We start from the raw sequence: 18,490 nt of genomic DNA, 5'->3' as shown, positions 1-18,490 counted from the left end.
CCGTCCGGGCCGCGGCGCGGGGGGTGGATCCGTCGGATCGGGACGATCCGCCTGCCCGACGCGCCTGGGGAGGAGCATCCGGAGCGCGCCGCCGTCGGAAGGGCTCGTCGCCGCCGACAGGACCGGTCAGGACCCCATGCCGGTCTGCGCCGCGAGCAGCCGGATGTCCGTCGCGGTCGTCTGCCAGGCCGAGCCCCGCTGCTGCCGGAGCTCCCCGCCCTCGGCGAGGATGCGGATCTGGGTCGAGGTGTTGCCCGCGGCGATCTGGACCGTGCCCGTCGTCGTGCCGAGCGCCGTGGCGCCTCCGCCGAGCAGGTTCATCGTGACGGCGTCCTCTCCCGTCGAGCCGCGGACGACCGACACCACGTCGAGCTCGTCCGTCCAGGCCGCGGCGACCGCGGTCCCCAGGGTCGAGCGGAGGACGACCGGCTCGCCGACCGCCACCGGGTCGCCGTCCCGTGAGCGGGTGATGCCGGCCACCAGCACCGTCGCCTGCTGCCCGTCCTGGGCGAGCGCCAGCATCCGGGTGCCGTCGCGCGACACGGCGATCGAGGCGAGCGACTCGACCTCGCTCCAGGCCGTCGCGACCTGCATCGAGCGCGAGCCGTCCGCGGAGTACGCCACCAGCTGCCCGGGCGAGGCCGACGGCACCGACCAGACGTACCCGAGCGGATCGATCGTCGGCGCGACGAGGCCCGACCGCGCGTCGAGGAGGACGTCGGCGCCGTCGGGCTCCACGAGGCTCACGCCCGCGGCGGTGAGCACGGCGGCCGACGCGTCCGAGTCGGCCCCGCGCTGCTCGCCGAGGACCGCGGCCCGCGGCTGCAGCGCCTCGATCCGATCCGAGATCCCGAGGCCGGCCAGCCCGGAGGAGCCGAGGAATCCGAAAGCGTCGTCGGTCAGCACGAGCGGCCGGGTGTCGACGCGGGGCGAGGTCGGCAGGCCGGTGACCTCGGAGGGGACGTCGATCGGGTTCTGCTCGACCGAGAGCGCGACTCCGGTGACGTTCGAGACGTTCGCGAGGCTCCGGTTCAGCTGCAGCGCCATCAGCCGCCACTGCGCCGGATCGGCCTCGAGAGCGGCCGGGTTCAGGTCGACCACGGCGCGCTGCGACTCGACCGGGACGGTCTCGGCCGCCAGCGTCGTCCCGGTCGGGAAGGCCGACACGACGGCGGCGGAGTCCCGCAGCCACGGCGTGGGGCCGCGCAGCAGCTCGGTGACGATCGTGGTGCTGGTGGAGCTGTCGGCGCGCGAGGCGAACCAGCGCAGGTCCGGCACGAGGTACTGGTATGCGGGGTCGAAGAAGTAGAGCGCGTGCGTCGAGAAGACCTGCTCGAAGGTGGTGCGGTCGATCACCACGCCGCTCGGCGGCGCGCTGATGCGCCACTCGCCGTTCTCCTGGACGAAGCCGTAGTCGAGGGTCAGGCCGGCCGTGGTGGCGACGTCGGTGTAGACGCCGGTCGCGTCGACCTCGGCGACGGGCGTGATCGTCAGCGAGAGCGTGGATCCCGACTGCGGCGAGGCGGAGCGCTGGCCCTCGTCGACCGTCACGTGCTCGCCCGGCGTCCAGTCGGCTCCGGTGGAGAGGAACTCGCGGGCGATCTTGTAGTTGTTCTGCGGGCTCGACGCGGCGTCGATGAAGCCGGTCAGGATGTCGCGCTGCGACGCACCGACGGCGGGTCCCGACGGGAGGAAGTCGTACTGGAGGTCCTGCGGCGCGGTGTCGGGCCGTCCGACTCCGACGTCGCCGTCCCGCGGGATGCCGGCGCACCCGGCCAGCCCGAGCGCGAGCAGCGCGGCGGCCGCGACGGCGCGGAGGACGCCGCGCCTCACGGGAGCACCCCCGCGGCCCCGACCGGAGGAGCCTGCAGCGGCGGGAGGACGATCGGGCCGCTGTAGGCCTGCTCGCCCGCGTCGACCGGGGGCAGCGGGAGCGGCGAGGCCTCGATCCGCTCGCCGCGGTGGCGGGGCACGGTCAGGCGGAAGCAGGCGCCGCGATCGGGCACTGACCAGACCTGCAGCCAGCCGTGGTGCAGGGCGGTGTCCTCCTGCGCGATGGAGAGGCCGAGGCCGGTGCCGCCGAGCGTGCGGCGGCGGGACGGGTCGGCGCGCCAGAAGCGGTCGAAGACGCGCACCACCTCCTCGCTGCTCATGCCGTGCCCGTAGTCGCGCACGGCGAGGGCGACCGCGCTGGCGTTGCTGTCGACGGTGACGACGACCTCGCGGCCGTCGCCGTGCTCGATCGCGTTGCCCAGCAGGTTGCGGACGATCCGGCGGATGCGGCGCGGATCGAGGTCGGCGTCGAAGTAGCCGCCCGGGGCGGAGAGAGTGAGCCGGGAGCCGTTCGCCTCCGCGATCCCGCGCATCGCCTCGATCTCGTCGCCGGCCAGCTTCACCAGGTTGACCGGCTCGAGCTCGAGCTCGGCCGACCCCGCGTCGTGGCGGGAGATCTCGAGCAGGTCGGCGAGGAGGCTCTCGAAGCGGTCGATCTGGCTGTGCAGCAGCTCGACCGTGCGCTCGGCGACCGGGGCGAAGTCCTCGCGCTGGTCGTAGAGCACGTCCCCGGCCAGCTTCATCGTCGTCAGCGGCGTCCGGAGCTCGTGCGAGACGTCCGAGACGAACCGCTGCTGGACCTGGCTGAGCGTCGCGAGCTCGCTGATCCGGTCCTGCAGGCTGTCGGCCATGCCGTTGAAGGACCGGGCGAGGGTCGCGATCACGTCCTGGCCCCGCTCGGGGATCCGCACGTCGAAGTCGCCGGCGGCGAGGCGCTGGCTCGTCTCGGCCGCGACCCGGACCGGGGCGACGACGATCCGCACGACGACCCAGCTGACCGCTCCGATCAGCAGGATGAGCAGGATCCCCGCCACGTTGAGCACCTGCTGCACGAACTGGAGCGTGCGCTCCGCGTCCGCGAGGGAGTAGCCGATGTACAGCTCGTAGCGCCCGGCCGAGCTCGGCAGCTCGAGGGTCGAGCCGACGAGGATGCCGGGCTGCTGCTGACCGGAGGCGTCGAGCGTCACCGACTGCCAGTACTGCCCGTCGGAGCCCGCCTGCACCCGCTCGCGCAGCGCGTCGCTGATCACGCCGTTCTGCAGCTCACGGTTGTAGATGTCCTGGGGCGCCAGCGAGGACGCCTCCTGGTCGGGCGAGCGCACGACGGCGATCAGCGCGGAGGAGGAGGCGTCCCGGACGGCGGTGCGCACCGAGCTCATCACCTCCTCCATGTCCTGGCGGGTGGAGACTGTGGCGGCGTCGAGGTATCCCTGCGCGGCCCGGGTCGCGCGCGACGTGTCGCCCGTGACCTGCGTCAGCCGTGACTGGAACAGGTTGTCGCTGATGCTGTACGAGAGGTAGACGCCGGTCGAGCCGATGGCGATGCCGCTGAGCAGGACCGTGATCGCGACCGCGCGGAACTGCAGCGACGTGCGCCACACCCCGAGCACGCGGCGGGGCCACCGGCGCACGTCGGGAGCGGCGAGGCGGGGCACGGTCAGCCCGGGAGGACGGCGCCGGCGCGGTAGCCGACGCCGCGCACGGTCATCACGATGCGGGGGTCGTCCGGGTCCTTCTCGACCTTGGCGCGTAGGCGCTGGACGTGCACGTTCACGAGGCGGGTGTCGGCCTTGTAGTGGTAGCCCCAGACCTGCTCGAGCAGCATCTCGCGGGTGAAGACCTGCTGGGGCTTGGAGGCGAGGGCGAGGAGGAGGTCGAACTCGAGCGGGGTCAGGCCGATGCGCGTCTCGCCGCGGCGGACCTCGTGGCCGGCGACGTCGAGGCTCAGGTCCCCGACCTGCAGCACCGCGTTCGCGGCGGCGGTGGCGGGACGCAGGCGCGTCCTGATCCGCGCGACGAGCTCCTTGGGGTCGAACGGCTTGACCATGTAGTCGTCGGCGCCGGACTCGAGGCCCTGCACGACGTCGGAGGTGTCGGACTTGGCCGTCAGCATGATGACGGGGACGCCGGACTCGGCGCGGATCGCGCGGCACACCTCGATCCCGTCGATCCCGGGCAGCATCAGGTCGAGCAGGACCAGGTCCGGCCGGGCCCGCCGGAAGGCCTCGAGGGCGCCGGAGCCGTCCGCGCAGAAGGAGACGTCGTACCCGTCGGCGCGCAGGACGATGCCGATCATCTCGGCCAGGGCGGCGTCGTCGTCGACCACCAGAATGCGCGCGCTCATCGGTCTGCTCTTCCTCGTCTCGGGTCGCGCCCGCCCACGGCGCGCACGGTGACCCGACCCAGGCTAACCGACGCACCTCTCCATGGGCGGGGAGCGGGCTCTGCGGGCTAAGGGGGTCCGCTCGGGGGAGGACCCCGCCCGCACGCCTGTGACAGCATGGAGGGGATGACCGACGCAGCTCAGTGGCCCCCGCCCGCAGGGCGTCCGGACGACGCGGCCGTCCCGGCGCAGGACGGCGACCGGCGCAGGCCGCTGCCCGCTCCCGTCGCCCCGGCCTGGTCGCCCGCGCCGCCGAGCGCAGGCCCCGTACCACCCGGTCCCGCCGGGGGCTCCTGGTCGCCCGCCGGCGCCGGCCCCTGGTCGCCCGGACGCCCAGCGCCCGGCTGGACTCCCCCGCCCAAGCCCGGTCTCGTGCCGCTGCGCCCGCTCGGCTTCGGCACCCTGCTCGGCGCCCCGTTCCAGGTCCTCCGCCGCAGCCCCCGCACGACCCTGGGCGTCGCCCTGCTGGTGCAGGGCCTCGGGTCGGTGCTCGCTCTGGCGGTCTACGGCCTGATCGCGGTGCTCGCCGTCGGGCGCATCGCGCAGGCGGAGTCCGCCGACCGCGACGCCGTCGGCGCGGGCTCCCTCGCGGTCGTGGTCCTGGCCGCCCTCATCCCCCTCGCCGTCTCGCTCGCCAGCGGTGCCCTCGTGCAGGGCGTGGTCGTGCTCGAGGTCACCCGCGGCGTCCTCGGCGAGCGGGCGACCTTCCGACAGCTGCTCGCCCGGCTGCGGGGCCGCTTCTGGGCGCTGATCGGCTGGACGGTCCTGCAGGGCGTCGGCTACCTCCTCCTGGTGCTCCTCGCCGTGGCGCTCGCCGTGCCGCTGTTCGTCATCGGAGCGATGGACGGGACGTCGAGCGCGATCGTCGGCGGGATCCTGGTACTCGTCGGCTCCGGCCTGGTCGCCCTCGCGCTGGGGGTCTGGCTGTCGACGAAGCTCGCCCTGGTTCCGAGCCTGATCGTCGTCGAGCGGCTGCCGCTGCGCCGTGCGGTGGCGCGCTCCTGGCGGCTGGTGGCGGGCGGCTTCTGGCGCACCTTCGGCGCGCTCGCGCTGATGACCGTGATCATCCAGGTCGCCGGCCAGATCGTGGCCACGCCGTTCAGCCTGCTCATCCCGATCGCCGGCGCCCTGATCGCCCCGACCGACCCGGACGCGCAGCTCGTCACCTCGCTCGTGGTGACGATCGCCTCCGTCGCCGTGGGCTTCGTGATCGGCGCCGTCGGCACCGTGCTCCAGTCGGCCGTGACGGGCCTGGTCTACCTCGACCGACGGATGCGCCGCGAGGGCTTCGACCTGGTGCTGATGCGCCACGTCGAGGAGCGCGCGGCGGGCCGCCCCTCCCCCGATCCCTTCCCCGTGCCGGAGCGCCCGTGATCCTCGCCGCGGCCCCTCTCGAGCCCGACGCGGAGCAGGCGCGCCGACTCCTCCTCGAGGAGCTCGCCGACCCGCGCTACCGGGCGGCCGAGCCGACCCTCTTCGACCGGGTGGTGCAGGCGGTGCGCGACTGGTTCGCCTCCCTCACGCTGCAGGGCGACGGCCCGCCGGTGCCGATCGCCGCCGTGATCGGCGTGCTGGTGCTGGTGGCGCTCGTGGTCGCCGCGCTCGTCATCGCGGGACGGCCCCGCGCCGGTCGCCGCAGCACCGTCACGGGAGCGGTGCTCGCCGACGACGACACCCGCTCGGCCGCGATCCTCCGCTCGCTCGCCGAGGCCGCGGCCGCCCGCGGGGACTGGGACGAGGCGCTCGTCGAGCGCTTCCGCGCCCTGGTGCGCTCCCTCGACGAGCGGACCGTCCTGCGGGTCTCGCCCGGCACGACCGCGCTCGGCCTGGCGTCGCGCGCCTCTGCGGCCTTCCCCTCCTCCGCCGCCGCGCTGCGCCGCACGGCCGACGACTTCGACCGCGTGCGCTACCTCGGGCAGCCCTGCGGCCCGGCCGAGTACGAGCGGGTCGCGGCTCTGGACCGCGAGCTCGCCGCGGCCTCGCCGATCCTGGACGCCCTGGCGGCGCCCCGGTGAGCGCCGACACGGTCTCCAGCCCGACCCTCGGCGCGCTGCTGCGCCGCGGACGGGTGTGGGTGCTCCTGCTCGTGATCGTCGCGGTCGGCACTCTGCTGCTCACCGTCGCGACCGGGACCCGGGTGGTCGCCCCGGACCTCGACGTCGACAGCGCGACCCCGGACGGCGCCCGCGCGCTCGCCCAGGTGCTGCGCGATCAGGGCGTCGAGGTCGTCCGCGCCGACGACCTGGACTCCGCTCTCGCCGCCTCCTCCCCGGACGCGACACTGCTCGTCGACGACCCGGACGTGGCCCTCGACGAGGCCCAGTACCGCCGGCTCGCCCGCGCCTCGGCCTCGCTCGTCCTGGTGACCCCGGGAGGAGCCGCGCTCGACGCCCTGCTGCCGGACGTCCGCTTCGCCGGCTCCCCGGCCGGCGACGGCCCCTTCCGCGCCGAGTGCCCGCTCCCGGCGGCCGAGCGCGCCGGGACGCTCCCCGCCGGAGGGAGCACGTACCGGATCCTCGACGACGGCGACGCGGTCGGCTGCTTCCCCTCAGGCGACGACGGCTTCCTGCTCGTGAGCACAGGGTTCCCGCAGGGCGCCGACGTCACCGCGATCGGCGACGCCGACCTCCTCCGCAACGGCACCATCGGCCAGGACGGCCGCGCCGCTCTCGCACTCGGACTGCTCGGCGGTGAGGACCGGCTGGTCTGGTACCGCGCCGGAGCCGCCGACTCGGCGAGCACCGCCCCTGCACCCGCCGACCTCGCCCCCGGCTGGGTGACTCCGGCTCTCCTGCTGCTGGTGGCCGTGTTCGTCGCCTCCGCCGTCTGGCGCGGCCGCCGGCTCGGCCCGCTCGCGGTCGAGCCGCTGCCGGTCGTCGTGCATGCGAGCGAGACGGCCCGCGGCCGCGCGCGGCTCTACGCGCGCGGAGCCCTGCGGCCCCGCGCCCTCGACGCACTGCGCATCGGCACCCTCCGGCGGACGGCCGCGCTTCTGGGACTCGCTCCGGCGACCGGGGTCGACGAGATCGTCGCCGTCGCCGCCGAGCGCCTCGGCCGCGATCAGGCCGCGCTGCGCCGGCTGCTCGTCGACGACCTGCCGGGCGACGACGCCGCCCTCGTGGCCGCCTCCGACGAGCTCCTCCGCTTCGAGAGCGCGCTCCGCGCCGCCCTCTCCCCGACGACCGCCCGACGACCGGAAGGCCCCTCCCGATGAGCGACACCACCCCCTCCGCCCGCGACGGAGCGCCGGTCTCCGACGACGACCTGCGCGCCGAGCTCGACCGGGTCCGCTCGGAGGTCGGCCGCGCGGTCGTCGGCCAGGACGGCGCCGTCTCCGGGCTCCTGATCGCCCTCCTCGCGGGCGGCCACGTCCTGCTCGAGGGCGTCCCCGGAGTCGCGAAGACGCTGCTCGTGCGCGCCCTGTCCGTCTCGCTCGGCCTCGACACCCGCCGGGTGCAGTTCACGCCGGACCTGATGCCCGGCGACATCACCGGCTCCCTCGTCTACGACGCCTCCACCTCCGGCTTCGCCTTCCGCGAGGGCCCGGTCTTCACGAATCTCCTGCTGGCGGACGAGATCAACCGCACGCCGCCGAAGACCCAGGCCGCGCTGCTCGAGGCGATGGAGGAGCGCCAGGTCAGCGTCGACGGGCGCACCCTGCCTCTGCCGGACCCGTTCCTCGTCGCCGCCACCCAGAACCCGGTCGAGTACGAGGGGACCTACGTGCTCCCGGAGGCCCAGCTGGACCGGTTCCTGCTCAAGCTCGTGCTCGACATCCCGCCGCGCGACGTCGAGGTGGAGGTGCTCTCGCGCCACGCCGCGGGCTTCGACCCGCGCGACCTCGACGCCGCGGGCGTGCGACCCGTGCTCGACGCCGCCCGTCTGCGCGCCGCCCAGGCCTCGGCCCGGCGAGTCGGAGCCGGTCCCGACGTCCTCGGCTACATCGTCGACCTCGCCCGCGCCACCCGCGAGAGCCCGAGCGTCAAGCTCGGCACCAGCCCCCGCGGCTCGACCGCCCTGCTCGCGGCGTCCCGCGCCTGGGCCTGGCTCAACGGCTACGGCTCGATCACCCCCGACCACGTGCAGGCGATGGTCCTGCCCGTGCTGCGCCACCGCATCCAGCTGGAGCCGGAGGCGGAGCTCGAGGGCGTCCGCACCGAGGCCGTCCTGGGCGGGATCCTGCAGCAGGTCCGCGTCCCGGTCTGAGCCGTGCACCTCACCGGACGCAGCGTCCTCGTCCTCCTCGTCGGCCTGGTGCCGGTCGTCCTCCTGGGCGGCCGCCCCGAGGTCGCCTTCGCCGTGCTCGGCCTCTGGCTCCTGGCCTGGGCGGTCCTCGTCGGGATCGACGTCGCGGTCGCGGGCTCGCCCCGGGCCGTGGTGCTCGAGCGGCGGGTGCCGGACCGGGTGCGGCTCGGCGAGAGGGCGGAGGCGACCCTCCTGGTCACGAGCACCGGCCGCAGGAGGATCACGGGGGTCCTCCGCGACGCCTGGGAGCCCTTGGCCGGTGCCCTCGAGACCCGGTCGCCCCTGCGTCTGCCGCCGGGCGAGCGCCGCGCGGTGACCACGGTCCTGGAGCCGATCCGCCGCGGCGAGCGCCGGGCACTCCACGTCACCATCCGCTCCCGCGGGCCGCTCGGGATGGCCGGCCGCCAGGCGACGCGGGCCGCGCCGGCCGTCGTCCGGGTGCTGCCCGCCTTCCGCTCCCGCCGCCACCTGCCCTCGCGCCTGGCGCGGCTGCGTGAGCTGGAGGGGCGGACCAGCGTGATGATCCGCGGCCAGGGGACCGAGTTCGACAGCCTGCGCGAGTACGTCCGCGGCGACGACGTCCGCTCGCTCGACTGGCGGGCGACCGCGCGGCGCCGGGAGCCGGTCGTCCGCACCTGGCGCCCGGAGCGCGACCGGCGCGTGATCGTCGTGCTCGACACGGGCCGCACGTCCGCCGCACGGATCGAGGACGAGCCGCGCCTGGACACGGCGATCGAGGCGTCGCTCCTCCTGGCGGCCCTCGCGGCCTCGGCCGGCGACCGGGTCGACGTGCTCGCGTTCGACCGCACCCGGCGAGCCCGCGTGCACGGCGCCACCGGCACGGAGGTGCTGACCCGCGTCGTGGACGCCCTCGCCCCCGTGCAGCCCCAGCTCATCGAGACCGACTGGGCGGCGGTGCCCGCGCAGGTGCGCACCCTGGCCTCCCAGCGCTCGCTGGTGGTGCTGCTCACCGCGCTCGACTCGGTCGGCTCGGCGGAGGGGCTCCTCGCGGTGCTCCCGCAGCTCACCCGCGTGCACACGGTCGTGGTCGCCTGCGCGCTCGACCCCGAGCTGCAGCGGATGGCGGAGGACCGGAGCGACCGGGCCGCGGTCTACTCCGCCGCCGCCGCGGAGCGCTCGCTCGCGGACGTCGACCGGCTCTCGGCCGCCGTCCGCCGTCTCGGCGGGGACGTCGTGCTCGGCAGCCCCTCCGCGCTCCCGCCGGCGCTCGCGGACCGCTACCTCGCGCTCAAGGCGGCCGGACGGCTCTGACCTGCGAGAGGGGCCGTCGTCGGTCCCGGGAGCGCTGATCGACGGCCCCGCTCCGACGGCCGCGCTCGTCCGGCTCGGCTCAGCCGGCCGCGATGCTCCGCGACCCGGCCTCGAACCGGTCGAGGTCGCCCGTCTCCCCCGCCCGCACCGCGCGCCCGCCGACGACGATCATGTAGAAGAGGAACGCGCCGAGGGCGAGCGCCCCGATCCCGATCTTGAGCCACCAGGGCCAGGGTGCCGGAGTGACGAACCCCTCGATCACGCCCGAGACGAGCAGCACGAAGACCAGGCCGATCGCCACCGTGAACAGGCTCCGCGCGTCCTCGGCGAGCGCCTGGCCGCGGGTGCGCGCGCCGGGAGCGATCCAGGCCCAGAAGATCCGCAGGCCCGCGGCCGCGGCGACGAACACGGCCGTCAGCTCGAGCTGTCCGTGCGGCGCGATGTAGAGGAAGAACGTGTCGCCCTCCCCCACATGGAACATCACCGCGATCGACGTGCCGAGGTTCTGCGCGTTCTGCAGCAGGATGTACGGCACGTAGACGCCGACGATCCCGAAGGCCACGCACTGCGCCGCGATCCAGGCGTTGTTCGTCCAGACCTGCCCGGCGAACGAGGCGGCGAGGTTCTCGGAGTAGTAGTCGATGAAGTCGCCCCGGGCGAAGCGCCGCAGCTCCTCGTCGTCGCCCAGCGCGGCGAGCAGGCGCGGGTCGCCGAGGATCCAGAGCGCGTAGAGCGTCGCCACCACCGCGGTCGCGAGGGCGACGGCGAGCGTCAGCCAGCGCAGCCGGTGCAGAGCGGCCGGGAGCGAGAGGACGACGAAGCGGGAGACCGCGGCGAGCGGCTCGTCTCGCGTGCCGGTCAGGCGTCCCCGAGCCCGCGAGAGCGAGACGGCGAGCCGAGTGCCGACGGCCGTCGATCCGGCGGTGGAGGAGATCGTGGCGAGGTCCGCGGATGCCGCCTGGTAGCGCTCGATCAGCTCGTCCGCCTCGGCTCCGGTCAGGCGGCGCCTGCGCGAGAGCTCGTCGAGGCGGGTCCACTGCGCAGTGCGGGCGGCCGAGAGAGCGTCGATGTCCATCTCCTGACAGGATAGCCAGGCACGCCGCCGAGGCCGAGCATCCGGGAGGAGCACCGTGGAGGAGCAGCGCACCGAGTTCGACGACGCCGACCTGGTCACCGGCGAGGCGATCGCGCTCGAGGTGCCCGTCACCTCGTTCGTGCTCCGCGCGGTCGGCGCGATCATCGACCTGATCGCGGAGCTCCTGCTCGCGCTGGGCCTGTTCCTGCTGGTCTCCTCCCTCTCCGGGGACGGCGGCCTGGACCCCGCCGCCTCGGCCGCCGTGGCGATCGCGGCCCTCGTCATCGCCGTGGTGATCGTGCCGGTCACCGTCGAGACGGCCAGTCGCGGCCGCTCGCTCGGGAAGCTCACCGTCGGCGCTCGCGTCGTCCGCGACGACGGCGGTTCCATCGGCTTCCGGCACGCCCTCGTGCGCGGCCTCACCGGCGTCCTCGAGATCCTGATGACCTTCGGCGGGCTCGCCGCGGTCGTCGGCCTCCTCTCGCGCCGATCGCGCCGTCTCGGCGACGTCCTCGCGGGCACGCACAGCCAGCTCGAGCGCGTTCCCCGCGCGGAGCCGCTGGTCGTCGAGATCCCGGAGCCGCTGCGGGGCTGGGCCGTCACAGCGGACACCGCGCGCCTCCCCGACGCCCTGGCGCGCCGACTGGCGCAGTTCCTCCGTCAGCGCCACGGCATGACGAAGCCGTCGCGCTCGCAGCTCGCCGCCGCGCTGGCCGACGAGACCGCGGTCCACGTCTCCCCGCTGCCCGCCGCGCCCGCGGAGGACTTCCTCCTCGCCGTGGCCGCACTCCGCCGGGCGCGGGAGGAGCGCGCCCTGCTCCTGTCCGACCAGCGCCTCGAGCGGCTGGCCCCCGTGCTCTCGAGCACGCCGCGCGGCTTCCCCGAGCGGCCCTGACGCGCGCGGCAGCGGCTTAGGCGGGCCCCGCGCCGTAGCGGACGGTCTCCCAGCCGCGCGGGACGAGGAGCCGCCGGTCGTGCTCGGCGCAGAGGTCGTAGCCGTGCGGATCCGGCGCAGGACTCAGCGGCCCGACCGCCACCAGCGAGTCGCGGTAGTCGTAGGTCAGCGTGACGACGGCCTGCGCGCGGCAGCCCGTCCGCGAGCAGTGCCGTCCGGTCATCGCCGCCCACAGTAGCAATAGGCTGGAGCCATGCCCCGTGCTCGTCGTTCCGCCGCTCGCCCGACGAGCGGGTCGCGCGGAGGCTCCCGCGACCGGCACGGCCGCGGCGCACGAGGGCCGATCACCGGTCCGCACCTCCCCCTGCTGCAGACCCGCTCCGACTTCTTCGAGGCGACGATCGGCTCGGCCTTCGACTACCTCCGCGGCACCTGGCCGGAGGAGCTCGCCGGCATCCGCGTCGACGTCGCGGCGACTCCCGACGTCGACCCCGACCGGCTGCAGGGCACGGGCATCGCGCGGTGGCGCGTCGACCACGCCGCGCGCCGCATCACGCTCTACCGCGTGCCGATCGAGCGCCTGGCGAAGCTGCACCGCCGCGACGAGTGGCACCAGCGCATGCTGATCGAGAGCTACGTGTTCCGCGCCGTCGCGGAGCTGCTCGGCCGCGACCCGTGGGACATCTCCCCGGACCGCTACCGGCACCCCTGATGCGCCGGCAGCTCTGAGGCGCCGGCACCGCCGAGGCGCCGCCGCCCCGCGTCTCAGTGCGAGTAGACCGTGATCGGCGAGGAGAGCGGTCCCGGCGGGACGATCGTGTACGAGGCGATCCGCCCGTCGCGCGCGATCGAGACCGAGGCCTGCACCGGCTGGGTGCTGCTGACGACCGCGCCGTCGCCGTCCAGCGGGGTCGCGAGAGCCGCGAACGGGCCGAGCTCGAGCGTGCGGGTGCCGCCCGGGGCCTCGATCTCGACCGAGGCGGTCGAGTCGCTGCCGTTGACCAGGTGCAGCCGCGCGTCGCCCTCGCCCGTGCCGGCGACGCCGAAGGGCGTCGTGGTCGCGGTGCCGGAGGCGAACCAGGCGAAGTCCGTGCCGGCCGAGCCGGTCGAGGTCGTCCGCCCCGCCGCGACGATCGGCTGATCGGCCCGCAGGACGATGCGGTAGGAGCCGTCCGCCAGGCCCGTGAGCGGGACCTCGCCGACGAGGCCGGCGGGGACGACGACCTGGGTGGAGGCGCCCGACCCGCTCGGGTCCTCGTTGGTGACCTCGACCGAGACCGTGCTGTCGGCGTCGCCGGGGGTGAGGATGCGCAGCACGGGGCTGCCCGCGCCACCGCTGCCGTCGTCGCTCGCGGTCTCGGCCGGAGGCGACGTGACGGTGAAGCCGGCGATCACGGCGAGCGTGTCCGGGCCGGCGGAGGGGCCGGTGGTCTCGACGCCCTCCGGGGTGAGGCCGGAGATGGCGCTGCTCTGCATGCTCGCGGCGACCTCGCCGCCGCGAGCGGTCACATGCACGACGGGCTGGACGACCCCGGGGGCGAGGCCCGCGAGCGGGAGCGCGCGGACCGCTCCGGCCGGAACGACGATGCCCGTGGCGCCGGTGGCCTGGACGGTGCCGGTCTCGGAGAAGAGCGTGAGGTCGACGGTGGAGGCGACCTCGCTCGGGTTCGCCAGGATCAGCACGGAGGTGCGCCCGACGTCGGTCGAGCCGGCCACGAGCCAGCTGTCGGCCGAGGGCTCGGCGCAGGCGCGGGCGGACAGTCCGGAGAGGGTGTCCGTGCCGATGGCCTGGACGGTGGCTCCACCGGGAGCGGGGTCGGAGCCCGCGGGCACGCTCAGACCGGTGATGCCGGTGCCCGGTGCGGCGACATCGTCCTCGTCGAGGACCGTGGGGTCCGAGGTGGAGCCCTCGGGCCGGACCGCGGTCGCCGCGCCGTCGAGGGCGCGCAGCTGCTCCGGCTCTCCGGCGTCGATCAGATCGCCGCCGCAGACCAGCGAACTGTCGGCCGCGACGGGCGTCACGACGACGCCCTCCGCGGCGCTCGAGACCAGGGGGGACGGGAGGAGCTGGGGCACGACCACGGCGGCCGCGGCGATCACGACTCCGGCCGCGCCCACCGCACCGCGCAGGGCCGTCCGGCGCCGACGGGCGGCCGAGGGTGCGCGATCGGGCGTCGAGGCCGCGGCGCGATCGGCGCGGCGCTCCGCGCGGGAGCGGCGGGCGGAGGACTCGGGCATCTGCTTCTCCTGGTCGGCGGGGTCAGACATCGTCGTTCCCGTCGTCGAACTGGCCGGTGGCCTCGCCCGGCTCGTCGTCGATCCCGGCGACCGCGCCGCTGGAGCGGCCCCGCTCGAGGGAGAGCCCGGTGGGCACCGCCAGCAGGAGGGCGACGACGAAGACGAGGAGGAGGGCGATCGTGTAGGCGATCCCGAAGGGTCCGACCACGCCGGACGGAGCGGCCTCGGTGCGGGTCCCCTCCGTGTCGACGGCCGTCCAGAGGAGCCCGTAGCGGGTGTCGCCGACGGCCGAGAACGCCGCGTTGCCGTCGAGGGAGACGGCCGCCCGCGCGCGCACGGCGGCGGCCGCGTCGCCGACCTGGGTGCCGGCCGGCTCGGTCAGCACGACGAAGCGCACGCCGAGGCTCTCGAGCGCGGAGGGGACGTCGTAGCCCGTCCGCGAAACCAGGTTGCCCGCCAGCTCGTCGATCGCGTCCGTGCTCTCGGCGCCGGTGTTCGCGAGGGTCGACTGCTGGTCGAGGGTCGCGCCCGCTCCGCGCTCCAGCCGGGCGAGGACGCCGCCGTCCGCCTGCGGGACGAGCACGATCGTGCCCACCCGCGGGTCGTTCCGGGCCTCGGCCGCCACGTAGGCGGGGAGCGAGCGGTCCGACGTGGTCGACACCGACGTGCCGGCGCCGGTCGGGAAGGCCACCACGAGCGGACCGACTAGTGCTGCCGCCGCGGCCGTGACGACGAGCGCCGGCACCACGCGCACCGAGCGCACGGCGGCGAGCGAGAGCGACGCGCCGATCACCAGGCCGAGCCAGTAGAGGCTGAGACCGGTGCCGCTCCAGACGGAGACCGCCTCGGAGCCGGTGGTCGCGACCTGCACGCCCTGGGCGAGCGAGGCGGTCACGAGACCCGCCGCCGCGACGCCGACGCCGCCGAGGGCCGAGAGGTTGTTCGGGAGGAGGAGGGCGGCCAGCGCCGCGACGATCAGCGGCACGACGAGCACGGCCGTGACCAGCGGGGCGGCGGAGGCGCCGATCCCCAGACCGCCGAGGAACGCGAGCCATCCATCGGGCAGACCGGCCGGGAAGCCGGCGAGCAGCGCGACGAGGTCCGACTGCGCGGAGGGCAGCGGGACGCCCGGATCCGCGAGGACGCCGAGCCAGTCGCCCCGCGGTGCGCGGGCGACCACCAGCGGGAAGAGGAGGACGGCCGCGGGGATCGGCAGGCCGAGGAAGCGGCCGATCCGCCGCCCCGAGGTGGCGACGACGACGAGCCAGATCACCAGGAGCGGCACGGCCAGCACCGGCGCGCACGCGACGACGGCCGCAGCCAGGATCGAGGCGCTCGCGGAGGCGGACCAGGAGCGGTACGCGCCGAACCCGGCGAAGAAGAGCCAGGGAAGCAGCACGTGCACCAGCAGCGGGGCGGGGCGCCCGTCGGCCTGCGCGGCGAAGAAGGCGGGAGCGAGGAGGTAGACGAGGGCTCCGGCGGCGCGGGCGGTCGCGCGCGGGGTGAGCCGCGCGATCATCAGCCAGGCGCCGAGGGCGGCAGCGGGGAGCGCGACGAGATAGAGCAGCACCATCGAGTAGCTGGGCGACCAGAAGGTCAGCGAGCCGAGCACGGCGAGGACGGCGGCGAACGGGTCCGCCGCGCCGATAAACCCCGAGCCGAGGTCGCGCCAGCCGTAGGCCGCGTTGCGCCACAGCTCGCCGACGGTCGGCGAGAGCGTCAGCAGACCGCCGCCGCTGAGCGCGGGAGCAGCGAGGAGCGGCGTGTAGACCACCAGGCCGGCGAGCGCGGCGATGAGGACGACCCACACTCCCCCGCCCTGGAAGAAGTGCAGCGGATGGCGGTCCCGCCCGGCCTGCACGCGCACGGCGTCGTGGCGCACCGAGCGCAGCTGCCGCACCACGTCCAGCGGGATGCGCAGCGGCGCGACGGCCTTCCAGCCCACGTTCTTCGACGAGCGGAGAACGGTGCGGGCCCGCAGCACCTTCGTCCCCCCGAAGGCGACGACGAGGGCCGCCAGCAGCTCCCCTCCGACCAGCCCGGGCTGCTTGCGCAGCAGGCGCACGACTGCGCGGCCGATAGCCAGGGGGACGAGCGAGAGCCAGTGCAGGAGGAGGAGCGCGACGGGCGCGTAGGCGAGCCGGCGGTGCAGCTGCGCGGTGCGGTGCTGGCGCGCGCGGCGCCGCTCCCCGCTGTCGATGCGGCGGCCGTCGGGGCGCTGCAGCCCGATGCGGGCGGTGGTGACGCGGGCGTCCGGCACGCGGCTGACCCGGTGCCCGGCGAGCCGGGTGCGGATCGAGAAGTCGAGCGCGTCGTCGACGACCGGCAGGCCGGGGTCGAAGCCGCCGAGCTCCTCCCAGAGGGAGTGGCGCACGAGCATGCCGCTGGCGGCGACGGTCAGGACGTCGGGCGTGGAGTCGTGCTGGCCCTGGTCGAGCTCGTCCTCGACGAGGTGGACGGTCGTGCCGTGCTTGGTGATCGACTCGCCGTAGCTGCGGATGTAGCCGGAGCGCGTCCAGTCCATGATCTTGGGACCGGCGACGGCGACGGAGGGGGCGACCTCGACGGCTCCCAGCAGCGCCGCGAGGGCGCCGGGCTCGGGGGCGGAGTCCTGCGCGAGCAGCCACAGCCACTCGTCCTCTCCGGCCGGCGGCTGCATCACGCGGACAGCGCGGGCCACGGCCTGGCCGAAGGGGAGGTGCTCGGCGACCTGCACGAGCTGCGTCGGACCCCAGGACGCGAGGAGCTCGTCGGTCGTGTCCTTCGAGCCTCCGTCGACGAACACCGTCGCGTCGGGCTGACGGGTCTGCGCCCGCAGGGCCGCGAGGGTTCGTTCCAGATAGGCCGCGCCGTTGCGCGCGACGAGGACGGCGGTGACTCGTGGATACATCGCGGACAACCCTAAGCGATGCCGCCGCGCCGCCCGCCTGCGGCTCGCCGCCCCGTCGGTCGGGTCGCGGCGAGGAGGGGACTAGGCCCGGCGGCGCAGCTTCCGGCGCTCGCGCTCGGAGAGGCCGCCCCAGATGCCGAAGCGCTCGTCGTTCTCGAGCGCGTACTCGAGGCACTGCGCCCGGACCTCGCACGAGGTGCAGATCTTCTTGGCGTCGCGGGTCGAGCCGCCCTTCTCGGGGAAGAAGGCCTCGGGATCGGTCTGCGCGCACAGCGAGTCGACCTGCCAGGAGAGCGCGCCCCCCGGCGCCTCGGTCGCGGTGTCGATCCCGGGTCGGACCCCGGGCACGCCCAGACGGACCGGATCGACGAACCAGTCCTCGGGGACTCCGGAGTGCTGTTCCGGAAGCGTCATGCCGTCTCCTACCCCGCCTGCGAACCGATGATCGGCGGCCGCTCCTCCCGGAGCCGCTGCCTAGGTAATTACAGCGGTGTCATTCGCTCAGGTCAAGTCGCGGACCATAAACCCTCAACCCGCCGTGGAGGGTTCATGACACACCGGCGTGTCGCGAACGTGAGATCCGATCAGGCCGTCGCGGCGCTCCGTGCGCGCCAGGCGCTCTCCACCATCTCGGCGACGGTGTGCCGCATCTCCCAGCCCAGGTCGCGGGCCGCCGTCTCACCGGAGGCGACGATGCGGGGCGGATCGCCCGGCCGCCGCGGGGCGACCTCGGGCGTGAAGGCGATGCCGGTGCTGTCGGCGATCGCGCGCATGATCTCCCCGACGGAGGCCCCGGATCCGCTGCCCAGGTTGTAGACCGGGTCGATCGGCTCGCCGGCGGCCAGGCGGCGCGCCGCGGCGACGTGCGCGAGCGCCAGGTCCGCGACGTGGATGTAGTCGCGGACGCAGGTGCCGTCCGGTGTCGGGTAGTCGTCGCCGTTGATCCGGGGCGTGCGGCCGTCCAGCAGCGCCTCGAAGACGAGGGGGAAGAGATTGTGGGGGCTGGTGTCGTAGACGTCCGGGTAGCCGGACCCGACGACGTTGAAGTAGCGCAGGGAGGCGTGCCTGACGCCGTGCGCCCGCCCCGCGTCCGCGAGCAGCCACTCGCCGATCAGCTTCGACTCGCCGTAGGGCGACTCCGGGCTCTTGGGGGTGTCCTCGGTGACGATCTCGACGTCGACCGCGCCGTAGACGGCAGCGCTCGAGGAGAAGACGATCGAGGAGACCCCGGCGCGCTCCATCGCCGCCAGCACGCGCATGGTGCCGGTGACGTTCTGCTCGTAGGTGTGCAGAGGGCGCTGCACCGAGACTCCGGCGTACTTGAACCCGGCGACGTGGACGACGCCCTCGATGTCGTGCTCGGCGAGCACGCGGTCGAGCAGGGCCTCGTCGAGGATCGAGCCCTGGCGGAACGGGACGCCCTCGGGCACGAACGACGCGTGCCCCGAGGAGAGGTCGTCGAGGACGACGGGGTCGATGCCCTGCTCCGAGAACGCGCGCACCACGTGCGCCCCGATGTACCCGGCTCCCCCGGTGACCAGCCATGCCATGTGGATCCTCCTCGGTGCGGGCCCGCGACTCCGCGCGCCGGAAGACACCCTAGCGGCGGGGATCGACGGCGTGGATAGGCCGGATGACGACGGGACGCGATATCCTGCC

16 protein-coding genes are annotated in these 18,490 nt (G+C 74.9%); 7 read left to right on the top strand and 9 right to left on the bottom strand.

Going from position 1 to position 18,490, the window contains the following annotated elements; genetic code table 11:
• Positions 1–126 precede the first annotated feature (126 nt).
• From C5C56_RS02715 to mtrA, 3 genes are read right to left on the bottom strand one after another with little or no spacing between them, the layout of a single operon-like run.
• On the bottom strand, positions 127–1,833 hold the full coding sequence (locus C5C56_RS02715; RefSeq protein ID WP_104319068.1) for an LpqB family beta-propeller domain-containing protein: 1,707 nt from the start codon (positions 1,831–1,833) through the stop codon (positions 127–129).
• Positions 1,830–3,488 (bottom strand): MtrAB system histidine kinase MtrB, encoded by a 1,659-nt coding sequence (gene mtrB, locus C5C56_RS02710; RefSeq protein WP_244229464.1) that lies wholly within the window; start codon positions 3,486–3,488, stop codon positions 1,830–1,832. The genes C5C56_RS02715 and mtrB overlap by 4 nt, the downstream gene beginning before the upstream one ends.
• Before the next feature lie 2 nt (positions 3,489–3,490).
• The gene (gene mtrA / locus C5C56_RS02705; RefSeq protein ID WP_104224133.1) at positions 3,491–4,177 is read right to left on the bottom strand and encodes an MtrAB system response regulator MtrA; all 687 of its coding nucleotides are present in this window, start codon (positions 4,175–4,177) and stop codon (positions 3,491–3,493) included.
• Between the two features lie 165 nt (positions 4,178–4,342).
• Between mtrA and C5C56_RS02700 the strand changes: the two genes are divergently transcribed.
• Genes C5C56_RS02700 through C5C56_RS02680 form a run of 5 tightly spaced genes read left to right on the top strand, consistent with a single transcriptional unit; the run spans position 4,343 to position 9,733 of the window.
• Positions 4,343–5,590 carry a hypothetical protein gene (locus tag C5C56_RS02700; protein WP_146078410.1) on the top strand — a complete coding sequence of 416 codons (1,248 nt, stop codon included), beginning with the start codon at positions 4,343–4,345 and terminating at the stop codon, positions 5,588–5,590.
• Positions 5,587–6,231 (top strand): DUF4129 domain-containing protein, encoded by a 645-nt coding sequence (locus tag C5C56_RS02695; RefSeq protein ID WP_104319067.1) that lies wholly within the window; start codon positions 5,587–5,589, stop codon positions 6,229–6,231. The genes C5C56_RS02700 and C5C56_RS02695 overlap by 4 nt, the downstream gene beginning before the upstream one ends.
• Positions 6,228–7,430: a DUF4350 domain-containing protein gene (locus C5C56_RS02690; RefSeq protein WP_104297199.1), complete on the top strand. Its 1,203-nt coding sequence runs from the start codon at positions 6,228–6,230 to the stop codon at positions 7,428–7,430. The genes C5C56_RS02695 and C5C56_RS02690 overlap by 4 nt, the downstream gene beginning before the upstream one ends.
• Positions 7,427–8,422 (top strand): MoxR family ATPase, encoded by a 996-nt coding sequence (locus tag C5C56_RS02685; RefSeq protein WP_104224137.1) that lies wholly within the window; start codon positions 7,427–7,429, stop codon positions 8,420–8,422. The genes C5C56_RS02690 and C5C56_RS02685 overlap by 4 nt, the downstream gene beginning before the upstream one ends.
• A gap of 3 nt (positions 8,423–8,425) precedes the next feature.
• On the top strand, positions 8,426–9,733 hold the full coding sequence (locus tag C5C56_RS02680) for a DUF58 domain-containing protein (RefSeq protein ID WP_104319066.1): 1,308 nt from the start codon (positions 8,426–8,428) through the stop codon (positions 9,731–9,733).
• Between the two features lie 79 nt (positions 9,734–9,812).
• Here C5C56_RS02680 and C5C56_RS02675 read toward each other — a convergent pair whose 3' ends face one another.
• Positions 9,813–10,808 carry a stage II sporulation protein M gene (locus C5C56_RS02675; protein WP_104319065.1) on the bottom strand — a complete coding sequence of 332 codons (996 nt, stop codon included), beginning with the start codon at positions 10,806–10,808 and terminating at the stop codon, positions 9,813–9,815.
• A 55-nt stretch (positions 10,809–10,863) separates the two neighbouring features.
• On the opposite strand from C5C56_RS02675, the gene C5C56_RS02670 reads away from it, so the two are divergent.
• Complete coding sequence (locus C5C56_RS02670) at positions 10,864–11,703, top strand: RDD family protein (protein WP_104319064.1); 840 nt, start codon at positions 10,864–10,866, stop codon at positions 11,701–11,703.
• Positions 11,704–11,719: 16 nt separating this feature from the next.
• Here C5C56_RS02670 and C5C56_RS02665 read toward each other — a convergent pair whose 3' ends face one another.
• Positions 11,720–11,926, bottom strand: coding sequence for a DUF3499 family protein (locus C5C56_RS02665; RefSeq protein ID WP_104224141.1), 207 nt, complete (start codon positions 11,924–11,926; stop codon positions 11,720–11,722).
• A gap of 30 nt (positions 11,927–11,956) precedes the next feature.
• Between C5C56_RS02665 and C5C56_RS02660 the strand changes: the two genes are divergently transcribed.
• Positions 11,957–12,415, top strand: a complete 459-nt coding sequence (locus C5C56_RS02660) for a metallopeptidase family protein (protein ID WP_104224142.1) — start codon at positions 11,957–11,959, stop codon at positions 12,413–12,415.
• A 53-nt stretch (positions 12,416–12,468) separates the two neighbouring features.
• Here the strand turns inward: C5C56_RS02660 and C5C56_RS02655 are convergent, their stop codons facing one another.
• The 4 genes from C5C56_RS02655 to galE form a co-directional block, all read right to left on the bottom strand.
• Positions 12,469–13,971 (bottom strand): DUF5719 family protein, encoded by a 1,503-nt coding sequence (locus C5C56_RS02655; RefSeq protein WP_146076848.1) that lies wholly within the window; start codon positions 13,969–13,971, stop codon positions 12,469–12,471.
• A complete protein-coding gene (locus C5C56_RS02650) occupies positions 13,964–16,831 on the bottom strand; it encodes a glycosyltransferase family 2 protein (RefSeq protein WP_104319063.1) in 2,868 nt (955 codons plus the stop codon). Before C5C56_RS02650 ends, C5C56_RS02655 begins: the two co-directional genes overlap by 8 nt.
• An 81-nt stretch (positions 16,832–16,912) precedes the next feature.
• Complete coding sequence (locus tag C5C56_RS02645) at positions 16,913–17,245, bottom strand: WhiB family transcriptional regulator (protein WP_104224145.1); 333 nt, start codon at positions 17,243–17,245, stop codon at positions 16,913–16,915.
• A gap of 170 nt (positions 17,246–17,415) precedes the next feature.
• Entirely contained in the window at positions 17,416–18,381 is a 966-nt protein-coding gene (gene galE / locus C5C56_RS02640) for a UDP-glucose 4-epimerase GalE (protein ID WP_104246668.1), read from the bottom strand.
• Between the last annotated feature and the right edge of the window lie 109 nt (positions 18,382–18,490).

This window comes from Rathayibacter sp. AY1D1, from assembly GCF_002932635.1.
In the GTDB taxonomy this organism is placed as follows: domain Bacteria; phylum Actinomycetota; class Actinomycetes; order Actinomycetales; family Microbacteriaceae; genus Rathayibacter.
The sequence above is the reverse complement of the archived record's forward strand: the minus strand, read 5'-3'. Positions and strand labels throughout refer to the sequence as shown.